The following is a 21,807-nucleotide window of genomic DNA, read 5'->3' on the forward strand; positions in this document are numbered from 1 at the left end:
TTGTTAGAATTGGAATTTGAAAGACTTTTGAAATCGGGATATTCATCAAAGAAAGGTTTGGAAATTATATTAATATTCGCATCCGAATCTTGAGCAGCAAGAATAACCATTATTACAAGTTGGTAGGGGTTTTGAAAATGTAAAGGATGTCTTTTACCTTTATATATATCAATAAGAGGTTGTAATTCTTTTTGCCAATCTGTAAATAACATTTTTTTCTAAAATTAATAAAAAAAGAGTTCAATAGTATATATTGAACTCTTTTAAATTAAGTTTATTTTTTTTATTTTGTTAAACCTCTTGAAATAACAATTCTTTGAATTTCAGATGTTCCTTCATAAATTTGAGTAATTTTAGCATCTCTCATCATTCTTTCTACATGATATTCACTAACATATCCATTACCTCCATGTATTTGTACCGCTTCAATTGTAGTATTCATAGCTGTTTCTGACGCAAATAATTTTGCCATAGCTCCAGAATGCGAAATATCCTCACCATTGTCTTTTTCAGAAGCAGCTTTAAAGCATAACATTCTAGCAGCAGTAATTTGAACATGCATGTCTGCTAATTTAAAGGCAATTGCTTGATGTTGCATGATAGGTTTTTTGAATGCTACTCTTTCTTGAGCATATTTTAAAGCCAATTCATAAGCACCTTGAGCAATTCCTAATGCTTGTGATGCAATACCAATACGACCACCATTTAGTACAGCCATCGCAAAATTAAATCCAAAACCATCAGCTCCAATTCTGTTTTCTTTTGGTACTTTAACATCGGAAAACATTAATGAATGTGTGTCAGATCCTCTAATTCCCATTTTCTTTTCTTTTGGACCTATTGAAAAACCTTCCCAGCCTTTCTCAACTAAAAAGGCGTTAATACCTTTATGTCCTTTTTCTACATCAGTTTGAGCAATAACAATATAAGTAGATGCTGTTCCACCATTGGTAATCCAATTTTTTGTACCATTTAACAAATAATAATCTCCTTTATCAATTGCGGTAGTTTTTTGTGATGTAGCATCAGATCCTGCTTCTGGTTCAGACAAACAAAATGCTCCAATTACTTCTCCTTTAGCTAGAGGTACTAAATATTTTTGTTTTTGTTCTTCGCTACAATATTTTTCAATTCCAGCACAAACCAAAGAATTATTTACAGACATGATAACTGCAGCTGAAGCATCAATTTTAGCAATTTCTTCCATTGCTAAAACATACGAAATACTATCAAGACCAGCTCCTCCGTATTTTGGGTCAACCATCATACCAAGAAAACCAAGTTCTGCCATTTTTTTTACTTGTTCCGTTGGGAAAATTGAATGTTCATCTCTTTCAATGACACCAGGCAATAATTCTGTTTGAGCAAAATCTCTTGCAGCCTGTTGTATCATTATTTGTTCTTCGGTTAGCTTAAAATCCATTTTATTGAATACTATTTAATTATTTTTAAAATCCGTACCAAATGTAGGTATTTATTGCTTATTTTTCAATAACAATTTGTAATTTTAACCCATGTTTAAAGAAAACTACAACGTTATAGGTGTTATGTCAGGAACTTCGCTAGATGGAGTGGATTTAGCCTATATCAATTTTGAAAAAAAGGAATCTTGGTCTTTTAAAATATTGTTTTCAGAAACGGTTAGCTACTCTTCTGAATGGGTTAATATATTAAAAAATGGTTTCTATCTTAATGAAGATGATTTAAATTCTTTAAATAATTCCTATACTGATTTATTAGCTTCTATTATTTTAGAATTTATCAATAAGTATAGATTAGTTGATATAGATGCAATTTGTAGCCATGGACATACGATTTTACATCAGCCAGAGAATGGTTTTACTTTACAAATTGGCAATTTGCCTAAATTAGGAAGTTTATTAAATTACCCTATAGTGTGTGATTTTAGAGTACAAGATGTAGCTTTAGGTGGTCAAGGTGCTCCCTTAGTGCCAATTGGAGATCAATTATTGTTTTCTAATTATGATTATTGCTTGAATTTGGGTGGTTTTTCTAATGTTTCCTTTGAATACAATGGAAAAAGAATTGCATACGATATTTCACCTGTTAATACTGTATTGAATTATTATGTGAATCAATTAGGATTAGAATATGACGACAAAGGCAAAATTGCTAAATCAGGTCTTTTGGAAAGTAATTTGTTTGAAAAATTAAATCAGATTTCGTTTTACAAAGAAACTTTTCCAAAATCTTTAGGAATGGAATTTGTACATAATAATGTACTTCCTATTATTGAAAGTTTTAGTTTACCAATTGAAACTATTTTGAGAACTTTTGTAGAACATATTGCTTTTCAAATAGCACACAATTGTAGCAGTAATACTAAAACAATTTTAATTACGGGTGGTGGTGCCTATAATGAATTTTTAATTGAAAGAATTCAGTATTATTTACCAAAAGTAGTTTTAGTTGTTCCCGATAAACAGTTAATTGAATTTAAAGAAGCTCTTATTTTTGGATTTCTTGGCGTGTTAAAATTAAGAAATGAAAATAATACATTAGCTTCAGTAACTGGAGCTATTCGCGATCATAGTTCAGGTGTGATTTATAAATGTTAATTAAGAATAAAATCGATTACTTTTTGTTCTAAATTTTTACTTTTTAAATTATGACCTAATCCTTCGGTTAAAATTAATTGACTTTTGTTCCAATTTTTGTTCAATTGAATCGAATAATTCGGATTGGTATCTTTGTCCTCTTTATCATGAATAATCAGGCAATCTTTTTCCAATTCTGTTGCAAATTTTGATGCAGAAAAATAACTCGGTTCGTGCCCAAGTCTTTTTGTAAAAGAACGACTAATAATTTCAATTGCTTTTTGTGATAAGCCAAGAATAGATTGGTAAAAATCAAAAAAATCTTTAGCTTCGCCTGGAGCTCCCATAATTACCACTTTTTTAATGTTAGTTGCATTGTTTTTATAGTGATTTAACCAATAAGTAGTTGCAAAACCACCAATAGAATGGCTTACCATATATTCAATTTCTTGGTTATGAAGTATCATTTGATTGATAGCTTTTCCATATAAGACGACATGAAGCATTTTTCCTGTAGATAATCCATGAGCGGGAGCATCAAATGCATATACAGTAAAATCCTTTTTTATTAGATTCTCAATGTGCGATTTCCATCGAAACGAGTGGCTTGCCCAACCATGAATAAATACAATTTTTTTACTACCATTTCCCCATTTATAGGTTTGTATTTTTTCATTTTCAACATTCAAAATTTCATTTTTACCTTTCTCTAAAAATTCCAACTGATGTGTTTTTACAGTTTTAGCCATCGGGTTACAAAATAATAGAAACCCTTGTTTTTCTAGCGTTTTTGGGTTTATATAAGCTAATACATTGAAATAATAGCCTACAGTTTTCTGAATAATTTTTTTGATTTTTTTTCTCATAATTAAGATACCAATCGGTATTTTTTTGTTTAAATTTTTTTATAATAAAATGTCTTTTTCAATCCAAGTTTTAAGATGTGTAACCACATTTTTAATGTCTTTTTCGGATTGTGTTAACTTGCTCATCATTATACCTCCTTCTAATGAAGCTATTATGACAGAAGCTACTAGTGCTTCATCGGTATTTAATTGAACTTGTTGGTGTTTTTTTCCATTTGTTAGAATGGTTTTAATGGTTTCTTTAAAAACGGTAAGTGTATTTTGGGCTTTGTATTTCAAATCGTAATTAGTGTCATCTACTTCTATAGAAACATTTAATAAAGGACAACCACCTGCAAAATTTTCATTAATAATATAGTTTTCAAAATGATTTAAAAAAATGAAAAGTTTGTCTTTCGTATTTTTTGCTTCCCTAATTTTTGTTTTTAAATTGGTAAAGATGTATCGAATCATCTTCTCGTAAGCTTGTATTTCTAAATTATCTTTGTTTTCAAAATGCCTGTAAATCGCCCCTTTAGTATAGCCAGTTGCATTGGTTATATCACTAATAGAAGTAGATTTATAACCTTTGGTGTTAAAAAGTATAGAAGATTCTCTTAAAATTTTTTCTTTCGTTTGTTCTGGCTTTCTCATATTCAAAGATACCAATTGGTATCTAAAAATAAAAATAAATTGTTGTAAATTTTTAAATGAGGTAAAATAATGTGAATAAATTGTTAAATAATAAGCTCTTCGAAAATATTACTTTAAAAATACCTTTTAAAAAAAAGTAAAAACTTAAATTTGTCTACCAATTTTAATATCATAATGAAAGAATTACTTAAAAAATTTGAAAATAAAGAACCAGAAATAGTATTCAATTGGAAAGATCCAGAAACAGAAGCAGAAGGATGGACAGTTATTAACTCATTAAGAGGTGGTGCAGCAGGTGGTGGAACTCGTATGAGAAAAGGGTTAGATATGAATGAAGTGCTTTCTTTAGCCAAAACAATGGAAGTTAAGTTTTCAGTATCTGGACCTGCAATTGGTGGTGCAAAATCTGGAATCAATTTCGATCCAAATGACCCGCGAAAAAAAGGAGTTTTAGAAAGATGGTATAAAGCTGTCTCTCCTTTATTGAAAAATTATTATGGAACAGGAGGAGATTTAAATGTGGATGAAATTCATGAAGTAATACCAATGACCGAAGATTGTGGTGTTTGGCATCCGCAAGAAGGAGTTTTTAATGGTCATTTTAAACCAACAGAAGCTGATAAAATTAACAGAATTGGACAATTGCGACAAGGAGTAATAAAAGTAATTGAAAACCCAAGTTTCTCGCCTGATGTTAACCGAAAATACACTGTAGCGGATATGATTACTGGTTACGGAGTGGCTGAAGCAGTAAAACATTATTATTCCATTTTTGGTGGCGATGTAAAAGGTAAAAAAGCAATTGTTCAAGGATTTGGAAATGTAGGTTCGGCTGCTGCATTTTATCTGGCAGAAATGGGAGCAAAAGTAGTTGGAATTATTGATAGAGATGGTGGATTAATCAATGAAAATGGTTTTTCATTTGAAGAAATTAAATTACTCTTCTTAAATAAAGATGGTAACAAATTAGTGGCTCAAAATATGATTCCTTTTGAGGAAATAAATGAAAAAATATGGTCTATTGAAGCCCAAATCTTTGCGCCATGTGCTGCTTCAAGATTAGTAACTAAATCCCAAGTAGACCAAATGATTGCTTCAGGATTAGAAGTGATATCAAGTGGAGCGAATGTGCCTTTTGCAGATAAAGAAATTTTCTTTGGTGCCATCATGGAGGAAACAGATTCTAAAGTGAGTCTTGTTCCAGACTTTATCGCTAACTGTGGTATGGCGAGAGTTTTTGCTTATTTCATGGAGAAAAAAGTACAAATGACAGATGATGCTATTTTTTCAGATACTTCAGATGTAATAAAAAGAGCATTGCAAAAAGTATATGACCTTAGTCCAGATAAGAAAAATATAAGCGCTCGTGCATTTGAAATTGCCCTTAAACAACTTATCTAAACAAAACCCGAATTTAACTTAATAAAAAATGGAAATTTTACTGATAGTAATTTTTGTTCTAGGTTATTTAGCTATAGCTATGGAACATTCTTTAAAAATCGATAAATTAATACCTGCCTTAGCTATGATGGCTATACTGTGGGCATTAATTGCAGTTGATCACTTGCAAGTTTTCGATGTAGTTCCAGGCATTGGAAAAGAGCCACATCATTTAGAAGGTGTATTATTGCATCACTTGGGGAAAACTGCTGAAATTTTAGTTTTCTTAATGGGAGCGATGACAATTGTTGAAATAATTGACTATTTCGATGGTTTTTCTACTATTAAATCTTTTATAAAGACTAAGAGTAAATCAAAATTATTATGGTTGTTTACTATTTTAGCTTTTGTATTATCTGCAATCATTGATAATTTAACGGCGACAATTGTATTAATCACTATTCTTCAAAAAATTATTAAAGAAAGAGATACCAGATTATGGTTCGCTGGATTAATAGTTATTGCTGCAAATGCTGGTGGAGCTTGGTCTCCAATTGGAGATGTTACTACGACCATGTTATGGATTGCTAATAAGGTGTCTGCTTCTCAATTAATTGAACATGTTCTAATTCCTTCTATTTTATGTTTTGCGGTGCCAACTTTCATTGCGTCAAGAATGAAAATTTTTAAAGGACATATTGAACCTGAATCTGATGGTGCAGTTTTATCGCCAAAGTATAGTAGTTTGATGTTTTATTTAGGTTTAGGGTCTATTTTATTTGTACCTGTATTCAAAACAATTACACATTTACCTCCTTACGTAGGAATGATGTTGTCTTTAGCTATTGTAGCAGCAGTAGCAGAATTTTTAAGTAATCGAAAATTTACAGTTAGCGATGCAGGAGAGGATTCAGGGTCACACCATAGTCCAGTACACAAATCACTTTCTAAAATTGAAATGCCAAGTATCTTGTTTTTCTTAGGTATTTTAATGTCTGTTGCAGCTTTGGAGTCGTTAGGAATGTTATTTGATTTTGCTGGAATATTAGAAAATAATGTGCCTTATTTAGGTACAGAACATGCCTCTACAAAAATTTCTGATTTAGTAGTTTTATTATTAGGAGGAGGTTCAGCTGTTATCGATAATGTACCTTTAGTTGCTGCAAGTATAGGAATGTTTCAAATTGGTACTGATGAACCAGCATGGCATTTTATTGCCTATGCAGCGGGAACAGGTGGAAGTATGTTAATCATTGGGTCAGCTGCTGGAGTTGTAGCCATGGGAATGGAAAAAATCGATTTTGTTTGGTACTTAAAGAAGATTGGTTGGTTGGCTTTAGTAGGTTTCTTAGCTGGTGCCATTGGATTTGTTTTCATTAGAGATTTTCTTTTAAACGTAGTACACTAATATAATTTTTCGAGTAGTTTAACGTTATTAGTTTATAAAATAATTTGTATGAGTATATTTCTTCAAGTAGATAGTTTAGCTTTAGCTAACGAAGCTTTATTAGAGGATCAACCTGTTGAAAAAACACTTTCCATATGGGAATTATTAACCAGTGGAGGAATAGGTGGTCAAGTCATAATTTTAGTGTTGTTCATTTTATTGTTCTTTGCTTTGTTTCTTTATTTTGAAAGACTAATGGCAATTAATAAAGCCAGTAAAATAGATGCTAGTTTTATGAATAATATTAAAATGAATATCACTACAGGGAAAATCGATGCGGCAAAAATGCTTTGTGCACAAACTAATTCTCCAGTGGCTCGATTAATCGAAAAAGGAATTTCTCGTATTGGAAAACCACTTGAAGATATCAACACAGCAATTGAGAATGCTGGAAATTTAGAATTGTACAAACTGGAAAAAAACACCAGTATGTTGGCTACAATTTCTGGTGCAGGCCCAATGATTGGTTTCCTAGGAACAGTTGTTGGTATGATTCTTGCTTTTCATAAAATGGCAAGCGGTGGAGGACAAATTGAAGTGGGTTCGCTTGCAGAAGGTATCTACACGGCAATGACTACTACTGTAGTAGGATTAATTGTAGGTATTATTGCTTATATTGGTTACAACCACTTAGTGGTAAAAACGAATAAAGTGGTGAATCAAATGGAAGCTAACGCAGTAGATTTCTTGGATTTATTAAATGAGCCTGTATAATGAAGTTAGGTAAGAATAAAAATAAAGTTTCAACAGAATTCAACATGTCGTCTATGACAGACATCGTGTTTTTGTTGTTGATCTTTTTTATGCTAACCTCTACTATGGTTACTACGAATGCCTTAGATTTGGTTTTACCAAAAGGGAAAGGAAAAACCGATAGTAACAAAAATATTTCGGTTAGTATCGATAAAGATTTAACTTTTTTTATTGATAAAGATAAGGTAGAAGAAACACAATTGGAAAATCAATTATTGGCTATCCTAGAAAATAATGAAAACAAAGCCATAGTGTTGCGTGCCGAAAAATCGGTTCCTCATGAAAAAGTAGTATACGTAATGGATATTGCGTATAGAAATGGGATAAAAATGGTAGTGGCAGTGAATCCAAAATAATTTTTTGAAGCTGTTTCCTGCTATTCGTTGCAATCTTTTATTTTTTTTCTACTTTAAATGACTTGTTGAAGAAAAAAATAAAAGGATTTCCACTGCTATCAGGGCTAGGAAAATAGGAAGTAATACAAGTAGTGTCGTATAAAACATAAATGCTGAGAAATGAAATTTCTTGAAACTCCAGAAGAAAAAAAATCGTTTGCAATTACCAGTGTAATTTTTGCAATACTACTTTTATTATGTATTTTTCTAGGGTTAACCTATATGGATCCACCGCCAGAAAATGGTATTGCTATTAATTTTGGAACTAGCGATGTAGGTCAAGGAGAAATTCAACCTACAGAACCCATACAATCGGCTCCACAGCCTACAGTAAGTGAGCCGGTAAAAGCGGTGGAAGAAGAAATCTTAACCCAAGATGAAGATGCACCTGTGGTAGTAACCCCAAAAAAAGAAACGCCTAAACCTAAAAAGGAGACTCCAAAAGAGACTCCAAAACCAAAAGTTGAAACACCTAAGCCTTCTCAACAAACCAATAATGCTTTAAGTAGTATTTTAAATGGTCCAAAATCGGAAGGAACGGCACAAGGCGGTCATGGTGATGATGGTTTGCCTGGAGATAAAGGCGATCCAAATGGTAGTATTTATGCAAATAGCTTTTATGGTAATGGTTCAGGAAATGGAACAGGTTCAGGAAATGGAACAGGTTGGGGTTTAGCTGGTAGAAAATTATCTGGAAATAGTAAAAGACAACAAGACTGTAACGAAGAAGGGAAAGTAGTTGTTAAAATCTGGGTAAATAGAAGCGGAAATGTTATTAAAGCCGAAAGAAGTCAGGGAACTACAAATACGAATCCTTGTTTGGTAAATCCTGCATTAGAAACTGCAAAAAGTTTTAAATGGCAAGCCGATGCCAATGCTCCTGAAACACAAATTGGTTTTGTGGTAGTCAACTTTAAATTAGGAGAATAACTCAAAGAAACCCAAACTGTATTTTAATAGCCCCGATAGAAATGAAAATCCTAGGTTTACCTAGATTGTAATGTATAGCGGGAAAATGGAAACCAAAAACACCGAATCATTCGCTTCAGAATTTCAAAATGACGTATCAAGAAACAACCGAATGGCTTTTTAAACAGTTGCCGATGTTTCAACAACAAGGTGCAACAGCTTATAAAAAAGATTTATCCAATACGATTTTATTAGTAAATCATCTAGGAAACCCAGAAACCCAATTTCAGTCTATACATGTGGCTGGAACCAATGGAAAAGGTTCCACGTCTTCATTGTTAGCTTCTGTATTGCAAGAAGCGGGCTATAAAGTAGGTTTGTATACCTCGCCTCATTTAAAAGACTATAGAGAACGCATTCGAATTAATGGAAAGAAAATCAAAAAAAAGTTTGTTGTCGATTTTGTAGCGGAAAATAAAGCTTTTTTCGAAGCACACCAACTCAGTTTTTTTGAAATGACTGTTGGTTTAGCTTTTGATTATTTTGCGAAAGAAAAAGTAGAGGTCGCAGTCATAGAAGTTGGGATGGGCGGTCGTCTCGATTCTACCAATGTAATTACGCCTTTGGTTTCTGTAATTACTAACATCGGTTTAGATCATACGCAATTTTTAGGAAACACTTTAGAAGCAATTGCTGTTGAAAAAGCGGGAATTATAAAAAAGAATGTACCTGTGGTTGTGAGTGAATACGTGGTTGAAACTAAAAAAATCTTTTTGGAGAAAGCAAGATTGGAAACAGCACCTCTTTATTTTGCACAAGATGAAGCATGGGAAGAATTACCTAGTGCTTTGTTAGGGGAATATCAAAAAGCGAATAAAAAAGGGGTTTTGGAAGCGTTAAAAGTAGTAAAAGATCATTTTAATATAAGTGAGCAGCATATTCGAAATGGGTTTTTAAATGTGATTCAAAATACGGGATTATTGGGTAGATGGCAAATTTTAGGACAGCAACCTAAAATAGTTTGTGATACGGCTCATAATAGTCATGGTTTATCAATAGTGATGAATCAAATTAAAAGAGAAACCTATAAAAACTTATATGTTGTTTTAGGCGTTGTAAATGATAAAGATTTAGATTCCATATTGCCATTGTTTCCTAAAAAAGCAAAATATTTTTTTTGTAAGCCGAATTTAGATAGAGGATTGGATGCTTTTATTTTACAACAAAAAGCCCAAGCTTTTGGATTAAATGGAGAGGTATGTGTTTCAGTTTCAGTTGCTTTTGAAAAAGCTAAGGTTGAAGCGACTTTAGAAGATTTTATCTATGTAGGAGGAAGTACATTTGTGGTTGCAGAAATAGTATAAAAAAATAATAAAAAAGATTTGCAAATAATAAAAACTGTCTTATATTTGCACCCGCAAACAAGTTCAATGAACACCTTATAGTAAATAAGGTACTGTTCGTTAATGAACAAAATAATAATTGCGATTTATTGGGGCGATTAGCTCAGCTGGTTCAGAGCACCTCGTTTACACCGAGGGGGTCGGGGGTTCGAACCCCTCATCGCCCACAGAAATTAAATCCTACAGAAATGTAGGATTTTTTGTTTATATACGTTTCTTGAATTGTTATTTAAAAGTTATAAAATACTAAAGTAACTGATAATGAATTGGTTGTAAATTTATTCAAAAAAAAGTGTATTTTTTTTTAGATTTTCTTTTTGAAACTCGAAAAAGGTTTCTATATTTGCACTCGCAATCAGGAAATGAATGCAGTCTTACTGGAGAAATGGCAGAGTGGTCGAATGCGGCAGTCTTGAAAACTGTTGACTGTAACAGGTCCGGGGGTTCGAATCCCTCTTTCTCCGCTGAGCAAGGCTCAAACGAAATCAAAACCCTTTAAATAGTAGTATTTAAAGGGTTTTTTCATTTTATATATTAGCCAATTTATTCATTTTTAATCAAAAAAAAGGTGCACAATCGGTGCACTCAGGTTTCGCTCAAAAAAAGTGCACCGAATTTTTTGAAAACCCTTGTAAAATAAGGTGTTCAATGAGTAAACATCTTGACCTATATTGAGAATTAAAATAAATTAATTATCAATTTAAAGGTTACCATTATGACTACAAAAATCTCTCTGATTTTCTACATTAGAAAATCAAAAATCAATGCCAATGGACAAGTTCCAATTTATCAACGCATAACTATCGAAGGAAAACGTTATGAAATTAGTACCGGACAATTTGTTGAAGAAGTAAAATGGAGCGCTGAAGCAGGCAGAATGAAAGGCAATTCAGAAGAAGCTCGTTCAATAAATAACCGACTAGATATGGTAAAATCTAAAGTATTCGATGTTGAGAAAAGATTATTCATGAGTAATACACAAATCAATATTGAAAACTTCAAAAATGAGTACTTAGGCAAAAAAGAAAGAGAAAGAACATTGATTCCAATCTTCATAGAACACAATCGAAAAATTAAAGAATTAGTCGGTTCAGAATATGCTCCAGGCACATTGGAGAGATACGAGACATCTTTAAAACATACCAAAGCTTTTTTACAATGGAAATACAACATTTCAGATATTGATATCGCCAAGATAGATCATGCATTTATTACCGAATATGAATTCTATCTGAGAACAGAAAGAAAATGCGCGAATAATACTGCAGTGAAATACATTAAGAATTTCCATAAAATCATCAATATCTGTTTAGCAAATGGATGGTTAACAAAAGACCCTTTTGCAAATTACAAATCAAAAGTAAAAGAAGTAATTAGAGAGTTTCTAACAGAGCAAGAAATTCAAGATATAATGAACAAAGAATTTGTAACGGAAAGATTAGAGCAAATTAGAGATATTTTTGTTTTCAGCTGTTTTACTGGCTTAGCTTATATAGATGTTAAACAACTTACAAGTAATAATATTGTATTGGATATTGATGGTGACAAATGGATTAATAAAAATCGTCAAAAAACAGACACGAATTCAAAAATACCTTTACTTCCAACAGCTCAATATATTTTAGATAAATATGCAGAACACCCAGTTTGTTTGAATGAAGGTAACCTCCTCCCTGTTCCATCCAATCAAAAAATGAATGCGTACTTAAAAGAAATTGCAAATGTTTGTGGTATTAAAAAAGACCTTACTTTCCACATGGCAAGACATACATTTGCGACTACAGTTACACTGAGTAATGGAGTTCCTATTGAAACAGTAAGTAAAATGTTAGGGCATACAAATTTGAAAACAACCCAACATTATGCAAAGATTTTAGATAAGAAAATTAGTGAAGATATGCAGGTATTAAAATCCAAATTCAGTAATAATTTGCAAACTTCAAGCAAATCAGTGAATTACTAAAATTGTGAAAAAATAAAATCATTTTAAGATTTTATCAACATTTATATAAATAGATTTTAGTTTAATTTGACAAACTAAAATCTATTCTTTTTATGATTACAACTATAAAAAATAACTCTTTGGTAGATTTTGAAAATGAACTATGTACTATCCTAAACACGCATTCAAATGAAATAGAAAAAGCTAAAAAAATTATTAGTTTCATTGAAGAAACACTTAAACAAATTTCAAGTTGGTTAAAAAACCATGTATTTGATTCCATTCAAGATGAGATTATATTTTTTAAGGAAATTAAACCTAATATAGTAGCAAAACTAATCTTCTATAAAGAAGTCTTATTACTAATTGCTACCCAGCCAATAGACAAAAACAAAAAGGTAAAATACTTTGAAAAAAGATTGAATGCAATTAATCAATTCCACAGAAAAAACAGAGAATTTATTAAATACATAAAAAGCCAATCAATACATTTTGATGAGCTATATTTTACTCGAAAAAAGTACAAAGATCTCTTCTTAAACGATTGTGTTGTTATCAATCAAGATGCTAAATTATCTACTTCACATGACTATTTGTTAGCTGAAGTAATAGCGTATGAATTATTAGCAATTTACATTGAAAACTGCATCGATAACCTCAACAAATCTTGTGCAATTGCAAACACAAACTTTAATTCAAATCTACATTGGACAGCAAAAAAGATTGATCTAATTGAATTAATTTATGCATTACATCAAGCTAAAGTATTCGACAATGGTCAAGCAGATATCAAAGAAATAACACACGTTTTTGAAAAAGCCTTTCAAATTGATTTAGGCGACAACATTACCAGAAGTTTTATCGATATCAAAAACAGAAAAACTGAACCAACACGTTTCTTAAATCAGTTACAAGCAGAACTCGAAAACAAAATCGAAAAGGATTCGTATTAAATACTTCAATTTCTATCCAAATCTTATAAAAATCGTTCCCAAGTTGGTACCAACTTGGGAATTTTTATTTTCCAAAAGCTATTGTTTTGTTTCAAATTAATTCAAAACATAGCATTATGAACAATTTAAATCACAAATCACTTTTTCCTGAAACGGATAACATTGAATTATTAAATCACCAAGTAGTCACTAAAAGAGATTTATTAAATTTTGGAAATTTACTCTTAAACGAACTAAAGAATGCTACTTCAAACGATGCCACTCAAAAACAATGGCTTAAATCTTCAGAAGTAAGAAGCTTACTCAAAATCTCTCCTGGTACTTTACAAAACCTTAGAATAAATGGCACTTTAAAATACAAACGTATTGGCGGAATCATTTACTACAAATACGAAGACATCGTCAAAATGCTGAATCAATGACTATAATCCAATTAATAATCGGCATTAGGATTTGGAAGCGAGTGTCAATAAATTGAAAAATCCGTGAAAAGAAAAGCTGTTTGAGGACAAAGTCCGAGTTCTTTTCTTTTAGGATTTGAAATTGTAATTGACCGATGAAAATCCAAGCCTTGACCTTTTGTTTCTTTTGGGTCAAGCCAAAAGAAAAGAAAAAAACATAGTTAAAAGCAATTACTAATACTGTCATCGAAAGACACTAACAACTAGTAAAATGAACTACATCAAACACCTTACAGGTTTCTTCGAAAAGGTAAGTATCGATTATGACCTCAACCCAACACATATTAGTCTATATATGGCCATATTTCAATTGTGGAATCAGAACCGTTTTCAAAACCCAATTAGCATTTCTCGCGATGAATTAATGAGAATTAGTAAAATCGCTTCTACGGCAACCTACCACAAGTGTATTAAAGAACTTGCAGAAAGAGACTACATTATTTACAAACCATCTTACAATCCATTCAGAGGCTCATTATTAGAAGTATGCAATTTAGACTTCTACACAAAACCTGTGACAAAAAAAGAAATAAAAAAATTAACTGCTATATCAAAAAATGAAAAGGTTATTGAACAAGTAATAAACAAGCACCAAACAAGTAATGAACATGTACCTATTATAAACAATACAAACAGTATAAACATTAAAAAGGATAACACTCAAAATTCTAAAAAAGAAAAAAATGAATCAAAATTTTCAAAGCCTTTATTTGAAGAAACCAAAAATTATTTCCTTGAAAAAAACATACCAGAATATGAAGCAGAAAAATTCTACAACTATTACGAAAGTAATGGTTGGTTAATTGGAGGAAAAACAAAAATGAAAGATTGGAAAGCTGCTGCAAGAAATTGGATGATCAATGCAAAGAAATTTGATAAAAATTCGTCAGTTAGAACTGATTCCAAAACGTACAATCTAACCCCAAACCAATTGCACGTTTCAAATCATAAAAACTATGACGAAGCTCTTTAAACCGTCCTTTAAATCCGCAGTCGAGCGTCAAATAGATGAAGAATTTGAAAAAAATGAAAAGCTGTTCGAAGCAAACTCTGTTTGCAAGTTCTTTTCATTTCAAATTCAAATCAAAATTTGACCGACGAGGGTTTCAAGACTTGATTTTTTTGTTTCTTTTTTTATCAAGAAATCAAAGATTCAGCGAATACAAAAAAACTGAATCAATGAGCTAAAAAAAGAAAGATAACACCTAAAAAAGAAAGTTATGCCACACATCAAAGATACATACACAATCCGCAACAATACTAAACATTACGATTTTCAAAAATGTTTGAACTACATCGAACAACAAGGTAAAATAATTTATGGAAGATATTTCCAACTAGACCCTGTAGATTACCCAACCATATACAAATTAATAACCTATGCCATTCAAGACCAGGAAAAAGCAAATCAACTAAATCTTGACATCAATAAAGGAATCCTTTTATCAGGACCAATTGGCTGTGGTAAAACATCAATCATTTCATTAATCAAACCATTCTTTTACCAAAAAAACGATTACAAAATAAAAACATGCAGAGAAATCTCATTCGAATTCGCAAAAAATGGATTTGAAACCATCCAACATTACACTCAAAAACAACACACACAAATAAGATTGTCCGGTTATTGTTTTGACGATTTAGGAGCAGAACAAAACATCAAACATTACGGCAACGACCTCAACGTTATGGCAGAAATTATCATTTCTCGTTACGAAGATTTCGTTCAAAATAAATCCATTACCCACATTACCACTAACTTATCAGCAAGTGAAATTGAAAATCTATATGGTAATCGTTTAAGATCAAGAATGAGATCAATGTTTAATTTGGTTACTTTTTCAATAAATTCAAAAGACAAAAGATGATTTAAAAAAAATATTTTTTAAAAAACATAAACCGCTAAATAACAATTATTTATATATATTTATCTGTAATATTTTATATTTTGTAATCTTTGTACTGTATTATTTATTTGTTTTTTAAAAAAATAAATAATATCTTTGTAATCAAATTACAAACAAAAAAAACCAAATGCTATTGCAGTAGCGTTTGGTTTTTATAAATTATAGAATGACTAATAAACAAACTACTGAGCTTAACAGTAAAAAAAGAGGCTAGTCACCTCAATTATGATTTGAGTATTAATATGTCAATTAATTTTAATCAATGCAAATATAAGGCATAATTTGCTTTTTTGCAATTTTCATTGGTATAAATACTCCATTAAGCAAAAAATTAATATTAAAAATAATAAATTAATGCTTATGGCAAAAACTATTTTAGCAGCATTAGGTTTAGCTGCAGGTAAAGTTATCATAAAAAAAACAACAGAGAAGTTGTTAGATAACAAAGATTTTATATTAACGTATGTAAAATCCAATTTTACAAAAATCAAAAACGAAGATGTTCGTTTTTCTATAAGTTATCTTATCAAGATAAAAATTCCAGGCACTTCAAAATTTTTATTGGTTCGTGGTCATCGTATCAAAGAACAATTACAACCAGTTGGTGGAGTTTATAAAAAATTGAATGGTTTTTCAGAATTTGAAAAATGGGGTTACAAAGAGGATTGTGGTTCTAGAGGTATTAAAACAGATGATATCAGTAAAGATGATTTACGTTTTCGAGTAAAAGGTAAATTTACTACAGATGTAATTAAATGGTTTGAATCTAGAAAAAATAGAGAAACAACTTTTGAACGCGAATTCATTGAAGAACTTGTAGAAGATCATGGTTTTGATAAAAACATCTTTTCTTCTAAAACATTTAGAGAAGTTCATAAAGTTATGAAGATTTTTAATTACAGTGATTTTCATCAATGTCACGAAGTCTTAATATACGATATTGTAGAATTTATTCCTACAAAAGAGCAAGAGCAAGAGTTAAAAAAACTACTTGAAATTCCTCGTAAGTTGGCTGATGGTTTTATGATTGTAGATATAAGTGAAATTGAAAGATTGGTAGTTTTAGAAAACGAAGATCAAATTGCTAAAATTGGTGCACACACAAAATACCTAATTAATGAAAAGTAACATGAAAAGATATACTGAAAAAGAATATAAAAAAGATGAGCTTTTAGCCATCATTGCATCAAACTTAGAGTTAGATGCTACACGTAAAAAACAAATGGAAACGGCTTACAAAGCAGTAAATGATGTATTATCAAGTGATGAAGAATTTTTTAAAGGATATGAAATAACAGTTTATCCACAAGGTTCTATGTTAATTGGCACAACCATTAAACCATTACCAGGTAAAGAATTTGATTTAGATATAGTACTACATGTAGAGAGTTCATATTTAAATCATACACCATCTGAAATTTATAATGCTTTATATCGCGTATTAAGTAACCACGATACTTACAAGCCACTTCTAAAGAAAAAAAGTCGCTGCGTTCGTATTGATTACAATAGTGACTTTCATATGGATATTTTACCAGGATGCATCATTACAATAAATAACAGTAGATTAATGATTCCTGAAGACGAGCGTAGATTATCTTGGTCAAGAACTAATCCAAAAGGTTATGCAGAATGGTTTAAAGAAATAGCAGAAAGAAATAAAAATAGCTTCTTACTTCAAGAACGTTATAATTTAATTACGGAAGCAAAGATTGAAACTGAAGATTTACCCGCTGATGTATATTTAAAAACACCGTTGCAACGTACAGTCCAAATAGTAAAAAGATACCGTGATTTATTTTATCAAGATAAAGACACCTCAAAAACACCAGCTGTTTCTAGTGTTGTTTTAACAACATTATTAGCACAATCTCATGACGGTGGTCTTTCGATACAAAATGCTTTAAAAAACGCAATACTTAAGCTACGTAATTTATCAGATGGTTATAAATTAAGAAAAGAAAAATTTGCTGTCTATAATCCCGTAGATAATCATGAAGACAAAAATAAAAGAGAAAACTTTACTGATTCTTGGGAAGCTAAACATTATGAAAGTTTTATTTCATTTGTTGAAGATTTAGAAAAAAAGGTTTTTGCTTTTTTAAACAACGAGATTGACCCAACTATTTACAAAGACTTATTTGGAAATGGTTTTTATAAAGAAAATGTTCAAACTTATATAAAATTAGAGGAACGTTTAAAAGGAAATCCTCAATTAGAAAAGTTGTTATCTGGTAATGCATTTACAGATTCAAGTGGTAACATAAACACTTCAACAGGTGTTCAAAATGGTAGACATGGATTTTATGCTGAGTCCTAAAGAACGAGCCCAAAAATATTGGGCTGGTTTTTTATACAAAACTAAAATAGAATGTGAAAGAGCTTATAAATGGTTAAATTTTGAAGTAAATGGAAAGTTATTATCTGGTTCTGGTGTTTTAGAACGTAATGGAAATAAATATTACTTTAGAATAGAATGGTCACCTTTCTTTCCGGGTAGATTTGATAGAATTTGGGTGGAAACTAAAAAACTAAAAAAAGGTTTTGAAACACACTTTAATGGAGATGGTTCACTTTGTCTTTATCATCCTGTAAAGGATTTAAATAGCAAACCATATATTGATTTAGTTGATATAATTCCTTGGATTTCAGAATGGGTTATATATTATGAACACTTTTTAATATATAAAGTTTGGCTAGGACCTGAACATCCCCATAATTTTTAATAAATTAACCTGCTCTTAGCAGAAAAGTTAAGAGCAGGTTATAAATAACTAAAAAACAATGAATAAGGTTTTTAAACTACAAGATATAGTTAAACTTCGATCGGGAATGGTTGTTTCAAAAACGGCTAACAATGATGAAAAACTCTTAACTGAGGCATTTGTTAGAATGGTTGGTACGTCCGATTTTGATGAAAACGATAATTTAGTTGATAATATAGAACCTAATGTTTTGTATAAATCTTCTATAGAAAAAAACTATTTACAATTCGGTGAGATACTTTTCAATGCTAAAGGGAGACGATTCTTTGCTTATTTGTTTACAAATGAATACGAGAATACAATTGCAAGTGCCTCTTTTTTAGTTTTAACATTAACTAAGAATTCAGTAGTTCCAGACTTTTTAGTATGGTTTCTTAATCATCCAGAAACTTTAAAAGTTTTTAATTCCAAAATGTCTACTCAGGTTATGCCTTCCATTTCAAAACAAGAATTAGGTGAATTAGAAATTATAATTCCATCAATTGAAATTCAAGAGCAAATTGTAGCACTAGATAAATTAAAAAAGAGACAAATCAAAATTCAAAAAGAATTAATTTCTTTAGAAGAAAATTACATTAATGCATTAACGTATAAAAAAATAAAAAATGAGTACTAAAATTAGTCAAAAAGACATTAACAATACAGTTTGGAAAGCTTGTGATACTTTCCGTGGTACAATCGATCCTTCACAATACAAAGATTACATCTTAACAATGTTATTTTTAAAATATGTAACAGATGTATATAATGAGAAAAAAAGCGAATATGATGTAAAATACGAAGGCAATCAAGAACGTGTAAAAAGAGCATTGGAACGTGAACGTTTTATCGTTCCATTAGAATCAAGCTTTGATTTTTTATATGAAAACCGTAGTAATCCTAAAATCGGTGAAATGATCAACCATGCATTAGCTGAACTAGAAGAAGCTAATCGCGAAAAACTAGGTGGCCATGATGGTTCAAACATTTTTAGAAACATCGATTTTAATAGTTCAAACTTAGGTGATGCTAAAGGTAAATTAGCCCGTTTAAGAAATTTATTAAACGACTTCAAAACCTTAAACCTTTCATCAACTAATCTTGAAAATAGTGATGTAATTGGAGGAGCTTATGAGTTTCTAATTGCAAATTTTGCTTCAGATTCTGGAAAGAAAGCAGGCGAATTCTTTACACCTGCAGAGGTATCAACATTACTAGCTAAATTAACTAAATCGAAACCTGGTTCACGTATTTATGATCCTACGTGTGGTTCAGGTTCTTTATTAATAAAGGCTGGTCGTCAAGTTGGCGATAATAACTTTTCGTTATATGGTCAAGAAGCCAATGGAAGTACTTGGGCTTTAGCCGTTATGAATATGTACTTACACGGTTATGATAATGCTATTATTCGTTGGGGAGATACAGTTAGAAATCCTAAACATTTAGATAATGGAAGATTAATGTTGTTTGATACTGTAGTAGCAAACCCTCCATTTTCATTAGACAAATGGGGTATTGTTGATGAAAAGGATAAAGAAAAAGACCCAACACACGCTTCGGCATACGATGCTTCAGCAGATCCATTTAATCGTTTTCATAGGGGATTACCTCCTAAATCTAAAGGAGATTGGGCATTTATTTCACATATGATTGAATCTTTAAATACTACTGGTAAAGCCGGTGTTGTTGTACCTCACGGTGTATTATTTAGAGGTGCTTCAGAAGGTAAAATTCGTAAAGAAGTATTAACCGAAGATCTAATAGAAGCAGTAATAGGTCTGCCTTCAAATTTATTTTTTGGCACAGGTATTCCTGCAGCTATCATCATTTTTAACAAGCAAAAAGTAAACAAAAATAAAGTCTTGTTTATCGATGCTAGTAAAGAGTTTTTATCAGGAAAAAACCAAAATATCTTAGGAGAAAATCACATTCAACATATTGTTGACGTATTTAATCAATTCCATGACCAAGTAATGGAAACTGGGGTTGTTGAAGATAAATTTGCTTTTATTGCAAACATTGAACAAATAATAGAAAACGACTACAACCTCAACATTCCACGATATGTAGATACTTTTGAAGAAGAACCAGAAATAGACATCATCGCAACTCAAAAAAGTATAGATGTACTTGAAAAAGAATTGTTAGAAGTGAAATCGGAAATGGATAAATATCTTCAATTTTTTAAATAATTGCAATGAAAGATGGATATAAAAAAACTGAATTAGGCATTATACCTTCTGATTGGTCTGTAAAACATCTTAATGAAATATTAAAAAGTTATTCATTAGGCGGAAATTATGAAAATTCAACAGATGTATCAGATATACCATTAATTAAAATGGGTAATATTGGTCGTGGTAAAATTGATTTGACTAAAATTGAATATTTATCAGAAAAATCTAAATATTCTGAAAATGATATATTAAAATTTAATGACCTTTTGTTTAATACACGAAATACTTTAGATTTAGTAGGTAAAGTTGCTATATACAAAGGTGAATTACCTTTTGCAATATACAATTCAAATCTAATGAGAATGTATTTTAAAGAAAAATTTATAGACAATAATGATTATATTAATTATCAATTTAACTCTGAGATATCTATAAACAATTTAAGAAGATATGCAACTGGTACTACAAGTGTTGCAGCTATATATACCAAAGATTTATTAAAATTAAAATTTTTAATTCCACCACTTAATGAACAAAAAACAATTGCTTCTTGTCTAAATACTTGGGATAACGCTATTGATTTGCAAGTTAAATTTATTGAAATAAAAGAAAATCGATTGAAAGCTCTAACACAACAATTACTTACTGGTAAGAAAAGGTTGTCTGGCTTTTCTCAAAATTGGAAAGAAGTAAAACTTGGTTCATTATTTAGTGAACGTAACGAAACCAAGCTAGATAATTTACCATTATTATCTATAGGTCAAGAAGGTGTATATCCTCAAACAGATTCTAATAAACGTGATATTTCAAATGCAGATAAATCCAAATATAAAAGAATCGTTCCAGGAGATATTGGGTATAACACAATGCGCATGTGGCAAGGTAGATCTGCTTTAAGTAGTTTAGAAGGAATTGTGAGTCCAGCGTATACTATTCTTGTTCCAAAAAACAATATCAATCCCTATTATTTTTCAATTTTATTTAAAACGAGTAAATTAACAAATCTATTTTGGAGAAATTCTCAAGGTTTAGTAGAAGATACATTAAATTGTAAGTATAAAGATTTTTCAAAAATTAAATATCAAGTTCCTTCTTTTGAAGAGCAAAATGCAATTGCTGAAATTTTAAAAACAGCAGAAAAAGAAATTCAATTAGAGAAACAAAAACTTGAAGAATTAAAAGAACAAAAAAAAGGGTTAATGCAACAATTACTTACTGGTAAAGTAAGGTTGGTATAACATTAAACATTTATTTAAGTACAACAAAAAAATTACATCTA

21 protein-coding genes, 2 tRNA genes and 1 pseudogene are annotated in these 21,807 nt (G+C 30.6%); 20 read left to right on the top strand and 4 right to left on the bottom strand.

What is annotated here, in order from left to right; translation table 11 throughout:
• Together CX675_RS04215 and CX675_RS04220 are read right to left on the bottom strand one after the other, a co-directional pair.
• Positions 1–212: pseudogene (locus tag CX675_RS04215) on the bottom strand (endonuclease III); the annotation flags it as partial.
• A 71-nt stretch (positions 213–283) separates the two neighbouring features.
• Positions 284–1,423, bottom strand: a complete 1,140-nt coding sequence (locus CX675_RS04220) for an acyl-CoA dehydrogenase (RefSeq protein WP_130733979.1) — start codon at positions 1,421–1,423, stop codon at positions 284–286.
• Between the two features lie 91 nt (positions 1,424–1,514).
• Between CX675_RS04220 and CX675_RS04225 the strand changes: the two genes are divergently transcribed.
• Positions 1,515–2,579: an anhydro-N-acetylmuramic acid kinase gene (locus CX675_RS04225; RefSeq protein WP_130733980.1), complete on the top strand. Its 1,065-nt coding sequence runs from the start codon at positions 1,515–1,517 to the stop codon at positions 2,577–2,579.
• On the opposite strand, the gene CX675_RS04230 is transcribed toward CX675_RS04225, so the two are convergent.
• Together CX675_RS04230 and CX675_RS04235 are read right to left on the bottom strand one after the other, a co-directional pair.
• Positions 2,576–3,424, bottom strand: a complete 849-nt coding sequence (locus CX675_RS04230) for an alpha/beta hydrolase (RefSeq protein ID WP_130733981.1) — start codon at positions 3,422–3,424, stop codon at positions 2,576–2,578. The two genes, CX675_RS04225 and CX675_RS04230, sit on opposite strands and share 4 nt — an antisense overlap.
• A gap of 39 nt (positions 3,425–3,463) precedes the next feature.
• The gene (locus tag CX675_RS04235) at positions 3,464–4,057 is read right to left on the bottom strand and encodes a TetR/AcrR family transcriptional regulator (RefSeq protein ID WP_130733982.1); all 594 of its coding nucleotides are present in this window, start codon (positions 4,055–4,057) and stop codon (positions 3,464–3,466) included.
• Between the two features lie 174 nt (positions 4,058–4,231).
• Between CX675_RS04235 and CX675_RS04240 the strand changes: the two genes are divergently transcribed.
• From CX675_RS04240 to CX675_RS04330, 19 genes are all read left to right on the top strand, one after another.
• Positions 4,232–5,458 carry a Glu/Leu/Phe/Val dehydrogenase dimerization domain-containing protein gene (locus CX675_RS04240; protein WP_130733983.1) on the top strand — a complete coding sequence of 409 codons (1,227 nt, stop codon included), beginning with the start codon at positions 4,232–4,234 and terminating at the stop codon, positions 5,456–5,458.
• 28 nt (positions 5,459–5,486) lie between these two features.
• Positions 5,487–6,845, top strand: coding sequence for a sodium:proton antiporter NhaD (gene nhaD / locus CX675_RS04245; protein ID WP_130733984.1), 1,359 nt, complete (start codon positions 5,487–5,489; stop codon positions 6,843–6,845).
• Positions 6,846–6,893: 48 nt separating this feature from the next.
• A complete protein-coding gene (locus CX675_RS04250) occupies positions 6,894–7,598 on the top strand; it encodes a MotA/TolQ/ExbB proton channel family protein (RefSeq protein ID WP_130733985.1) in 705 nt (234 codons plus the stop codon).
• A complete protein-coding gene (locus CX675_RS04255; RefSeq protein WP_130733986.1) occupies positions 7,598–7,993 on the top strand; it encodes a biopolymer transporter ExbD in 396 nt (131 codons plus the stop codon). The genes CX675_RS04250 and CX675_RS04255 overlap by 1 nt, the downstream gene beginning before the upstream one ends.
• Before the next feature lie 159 nt (positions 7,994–8,152).
• Positions 8,153–8,962 (top strand): energy transducer TonB, encoded by an 810-nt coding sequence (locus tag CX675_RS04260; protein ID WP_130733987.1) that lies wholly within the window; start codon positions 8,153–8,155, stop codon positions 8,960–8,962.
• A 128-nt stretch (positions 8,963–9,090) separates the two neighbouring features.
• Entirely contained in the window at positions 9,091–10,305 is a 1,215-nt protein-coding gene (locus tag CX675_RS04265; RefSeq protein ID WP_130733988.1) for a folylpolyglutamate synthase/dihydrofolate synthase family protein, read from the top strand.
• Positions 10,306–10,436: 131 nt separating this feature from the next.
• Positions 10,437–10,511, top strand: a tRNA-Val gene (locus CX675_RS04270).
• A gap of 212 nt (positions 10,512–10,723) precedes the next feature.
• Positions 10,724–10,808: transfer RNA gene (locus tag CX675_RS04275), tRNA-Ser, on the top strand.
• Positions 10,809–11,059: 251 nt separating this feature from the next.
• On the top strand, positions 11,060–12,307 hold the full coding sequence (locus tag CX675_RS04280; protein ID WP_130733989.1) for a site-specific integrase: 1,248 nt from the start codon (positions 11,060–11,062) through the stop codon (positions 12,305–12,307).
• Positions 12,308–12,399: 92 nt separating this feature from the next.
• Positions 12,400–13,239, top strand: a complete 840-nt coding sequence (locus CX675_RS04285; RefSeq protein WP_130733990.1) for an RteC domain-containing protein — start codon at positions 12,400–12,402, stop codon at positions 13,237–13,239.
• 116 nt (positions 13,240–13,355) lie between these two features.
• The gene (locus tag CX675_RS04290; protein WP_165395973.1) at positions 13,356–13,661 is read left to right on the top strand and encodes a helix-turn-helix domain-containing protein; all 306 of its coding nucleotides are present in this window, start codon (positions 13,356–13,358) and stop codon (positions 13,659–13,661) included.
• A gap of 250 nt (positions 13,662–13,911) precedes the next feature.
• Positions 13,912–14,673, top strand: coding sequence for a transcriptional regulator (locus CX675_RS04295; RefSeq protein ID WP_130733991.1), 762 nt, complete (start codon positions 13,912–13,914; stop codon positions 14,671–14,673).
• Between the two features lie 247 nt (positions 14,674–14,920).
• Positions 14,921–15,568 carry an ATPase gene (locus CX675_RS04300; protein ID WP_130733992.1) on the top strand — a complete coding sequence of 216 codons (648 nt, stop codon included), beginning with the start codon at positions 14,921–14,923 and terminating at the stop codon, positions 15,566–15,568.
• A gap of 399 nt (positions 15,569–15,967) precedes the next feature.
• Positions 15,968–16,735, top strand: coding sequence for an HU-CCDC81 and SPOR domain-containing protein (locus CX675_RS04305; protein ID WP_130733993.1), 768 nt, complete (start codon positions 15,968–15,970; stop codon positions 16,733–16,735).
• Positions 16,725–17,927, top strand: a complete 1,203-nt coding sequence (locus CX675_RS04310) for a nucleotidyltransferase (protein ID WP_130733994.1) — start codon at positions 16,725–16,727, stop codon at positions 17,925–17,927. Before CX675_RS04305 ends, CX675_RS04310 begins: the two co-directional genes overlap by 11 nt.
• A complete protein-coding gene (locus tag CX675_RS04315) occupies positions 17,905–18,333 on the top strand; it encodes a hypothetical protein (protein WP_130733995.1) in 429 nt (142 codons plus the stop codon). Before CX675_RS04310 ends, CX675_RS04315 begins: the two co-directional genes overlap by 23 nt.
• Positions 18,334–18,391: 58 nt before the next feature.
• The gene (locus CX675_RS04320; RefSeq protein ID WP_130733996.1) at positions 18,392–18,988 is read left to right on the top strand and encodes a restriction endonuclease subunit S; all 597 of its coding nucleotides are present in this window, start codon (positions 18,392–18,394) and stop codon (positions 18,986–18,988) included.
• Positions 18,978–20,543 (top strand): type I restriction-modification system subunit M, encoded by a 1,566-nt coding sequence (locus CX675_RS04325; protein ID WP_130733997.1) that lies wholly within the window; start codon positions 18,978–18,980, stop codon positions 20,541–20,543. Before CX675_RS04320 ends, CX675_RS04325 begins: the two co-directional genes overlap by 11 nt.
• Positions 20,544–20,548: 5 nt before the next feature.
• Positions 20,549–21,766, top strand: a complete 1,218-nt coding sequence (locus tag CX675_RS04330) for a restriction endonuclease subunit S (RefSeq protein ID WP_130733998.1) — start codon at positions 20,549–20,551, stop codon at positions 21,764–21,766.
• The last annotated feature ends 41 nt before the right edge of the window (positions 21,767–21,807 follow it).

Origin of the sequence: Flavobacterium sp. J27, assembly GCF_004303025.1 — a bacterium.
Taxonomy (GTDB): Bacteria; Bacteroidota; Bacteroidia; order Flavobacteriales; family Flavobacteriaceae; genus Flavobacterium.

Coding starts and splice junctions, on each gene's coding strand:
- CX675_RS04265 (WP_130733988.1), top strand. CDS start 9,091: ATGACGTATCAAGAAACAACCGAATGGCTTTTTAAACAGTTGCCGATG.
- CX675_RS04305 (WP_130733993.1), top strand. CDS start 15,968: ATGGCAAAAACTATTTTAGCAGCATTAGGTTTAGCTGCAGGTAAAGTT.
- CX675_RS04295 (WP_130733991.1), top strand. CDS start 13,912: ATGAACTACATCAAACACCTTACAGGTTTCTTCGAAAAGGTAAGTATC.
- CX675_RS04280 (WP_130733989.1), top strand. CDS start 11,060: ATGACTACAAAAATCTCTCTGATTTTCTACATTAGAAAATCAAAAATC.
- CX675_RS04240 (WP_130733983.1), top strand. CDS start 4,232: ATGAAAGAATTACTTAAAAAATTTGAAAATAAAGAACCAGAAATAGTA.
- CX675_RS04235 (WP_130733982.1), bottom strand. CDS start 4,057: ATGAGAAAGCCAGAACAAACGAAAGAAAAAATTTTAAGAGAATCTTCT.
- CX675_RS04225 (WP_130733980.1), top strand. CDS start 1,515: ATGTTTAAAGAAAACTACAACGTTATAGGTGTTATGTCAGGAACTTCG.
- CX675_RS04255 (WP_130733986.1), top strand. CDS start 7,598: ATGAAGTTAGGTAAGAATAAAAATAAAGTTTCAACAGAATTCAACATG.
- CX675_RS04320 (WP_130733996.1), top strand. CDS start 18,392: ATGAATAAGGTTTTTAAACTACAAGATATAGTTAAACTTCGATCGGGA.
- CX675_RS04285 (WP_130733990.1), top strand. CDS start 12,400: ATGATTACAACTATAAAAAATAACTCTTTGGTAGATTTTGAAAATGAA.
- CX675_RS04260 (WP_130733987.1), top strand. CDS start 8,153: ATGAAATTTCTTGAAACTCCAGAAGAAAAAAAATCGTTTGCAATTACC.
- CX675_RS04330 (WP_130733998.1), top strand. CDS start 20,549: ATGAAAGATGGATATAAAAAAACTGAATTAGGCATTATACCTTCTGAT.
- CX675_RS04315 (WP_130733995.1), top strand. CDS start 17,905: ATGGATTTTATGCTGAGTCCTAAAGAACGAGCCCAAAAATATTGGGCT.
- CX675_RS04250 (WP_130733985.1), top strand. CDS start 6,894: ATGAGTATATTTCTTCAAGTAGATAGTTTAGCTTTAGCTAACGAAGCT.
- CX675_RS04290 (WP_165395973.1), top strand. CDS start 13,356: ATGAACAATTTAAATCACAAATCACTTTTTCCTGAAACGGATAACATT.
- CX675_RS04220 (WP_130733979.1), bottom strand. CDS start 1,423: ATGGATTTTAAGCTAACCGAAGAACAAATAATGATACAACAGGCTGCA.
- CX675_RS04310 (WP_130733994.1), top strand. CDS start 16,725: ATGAAAAGTAACATGAAAAGATATACTGAAAAAGAATATAAAAAAGAT.
- CX675_RS04325 (WP_130733997.1), top strand. CDS start 18,978: ATGAGTACTAAAATTAGTCAAAAAGACATTAACAATACAGTTTGGAAA.
- nhaD (WP_130733984.1), top strand. CDS start 5,487: ATGGAAATTTTACTGATAGTAATTTTTGTTCTAGGTTATTTAGCTATA.
- CX675_RS04230 (WP_130733981.1), bottom strand. CDS start 3,424: ATGAGAAAAAAAATCAAAAAAATTATTCAGAAAACTGTAGGCTATTAT.
- CX675_RS04300 (WP_130733992.1), top strand. CDS start 14,921: ATGCCACACATCAAAGATACATACACAATCCGCAACAATACTAAACAT.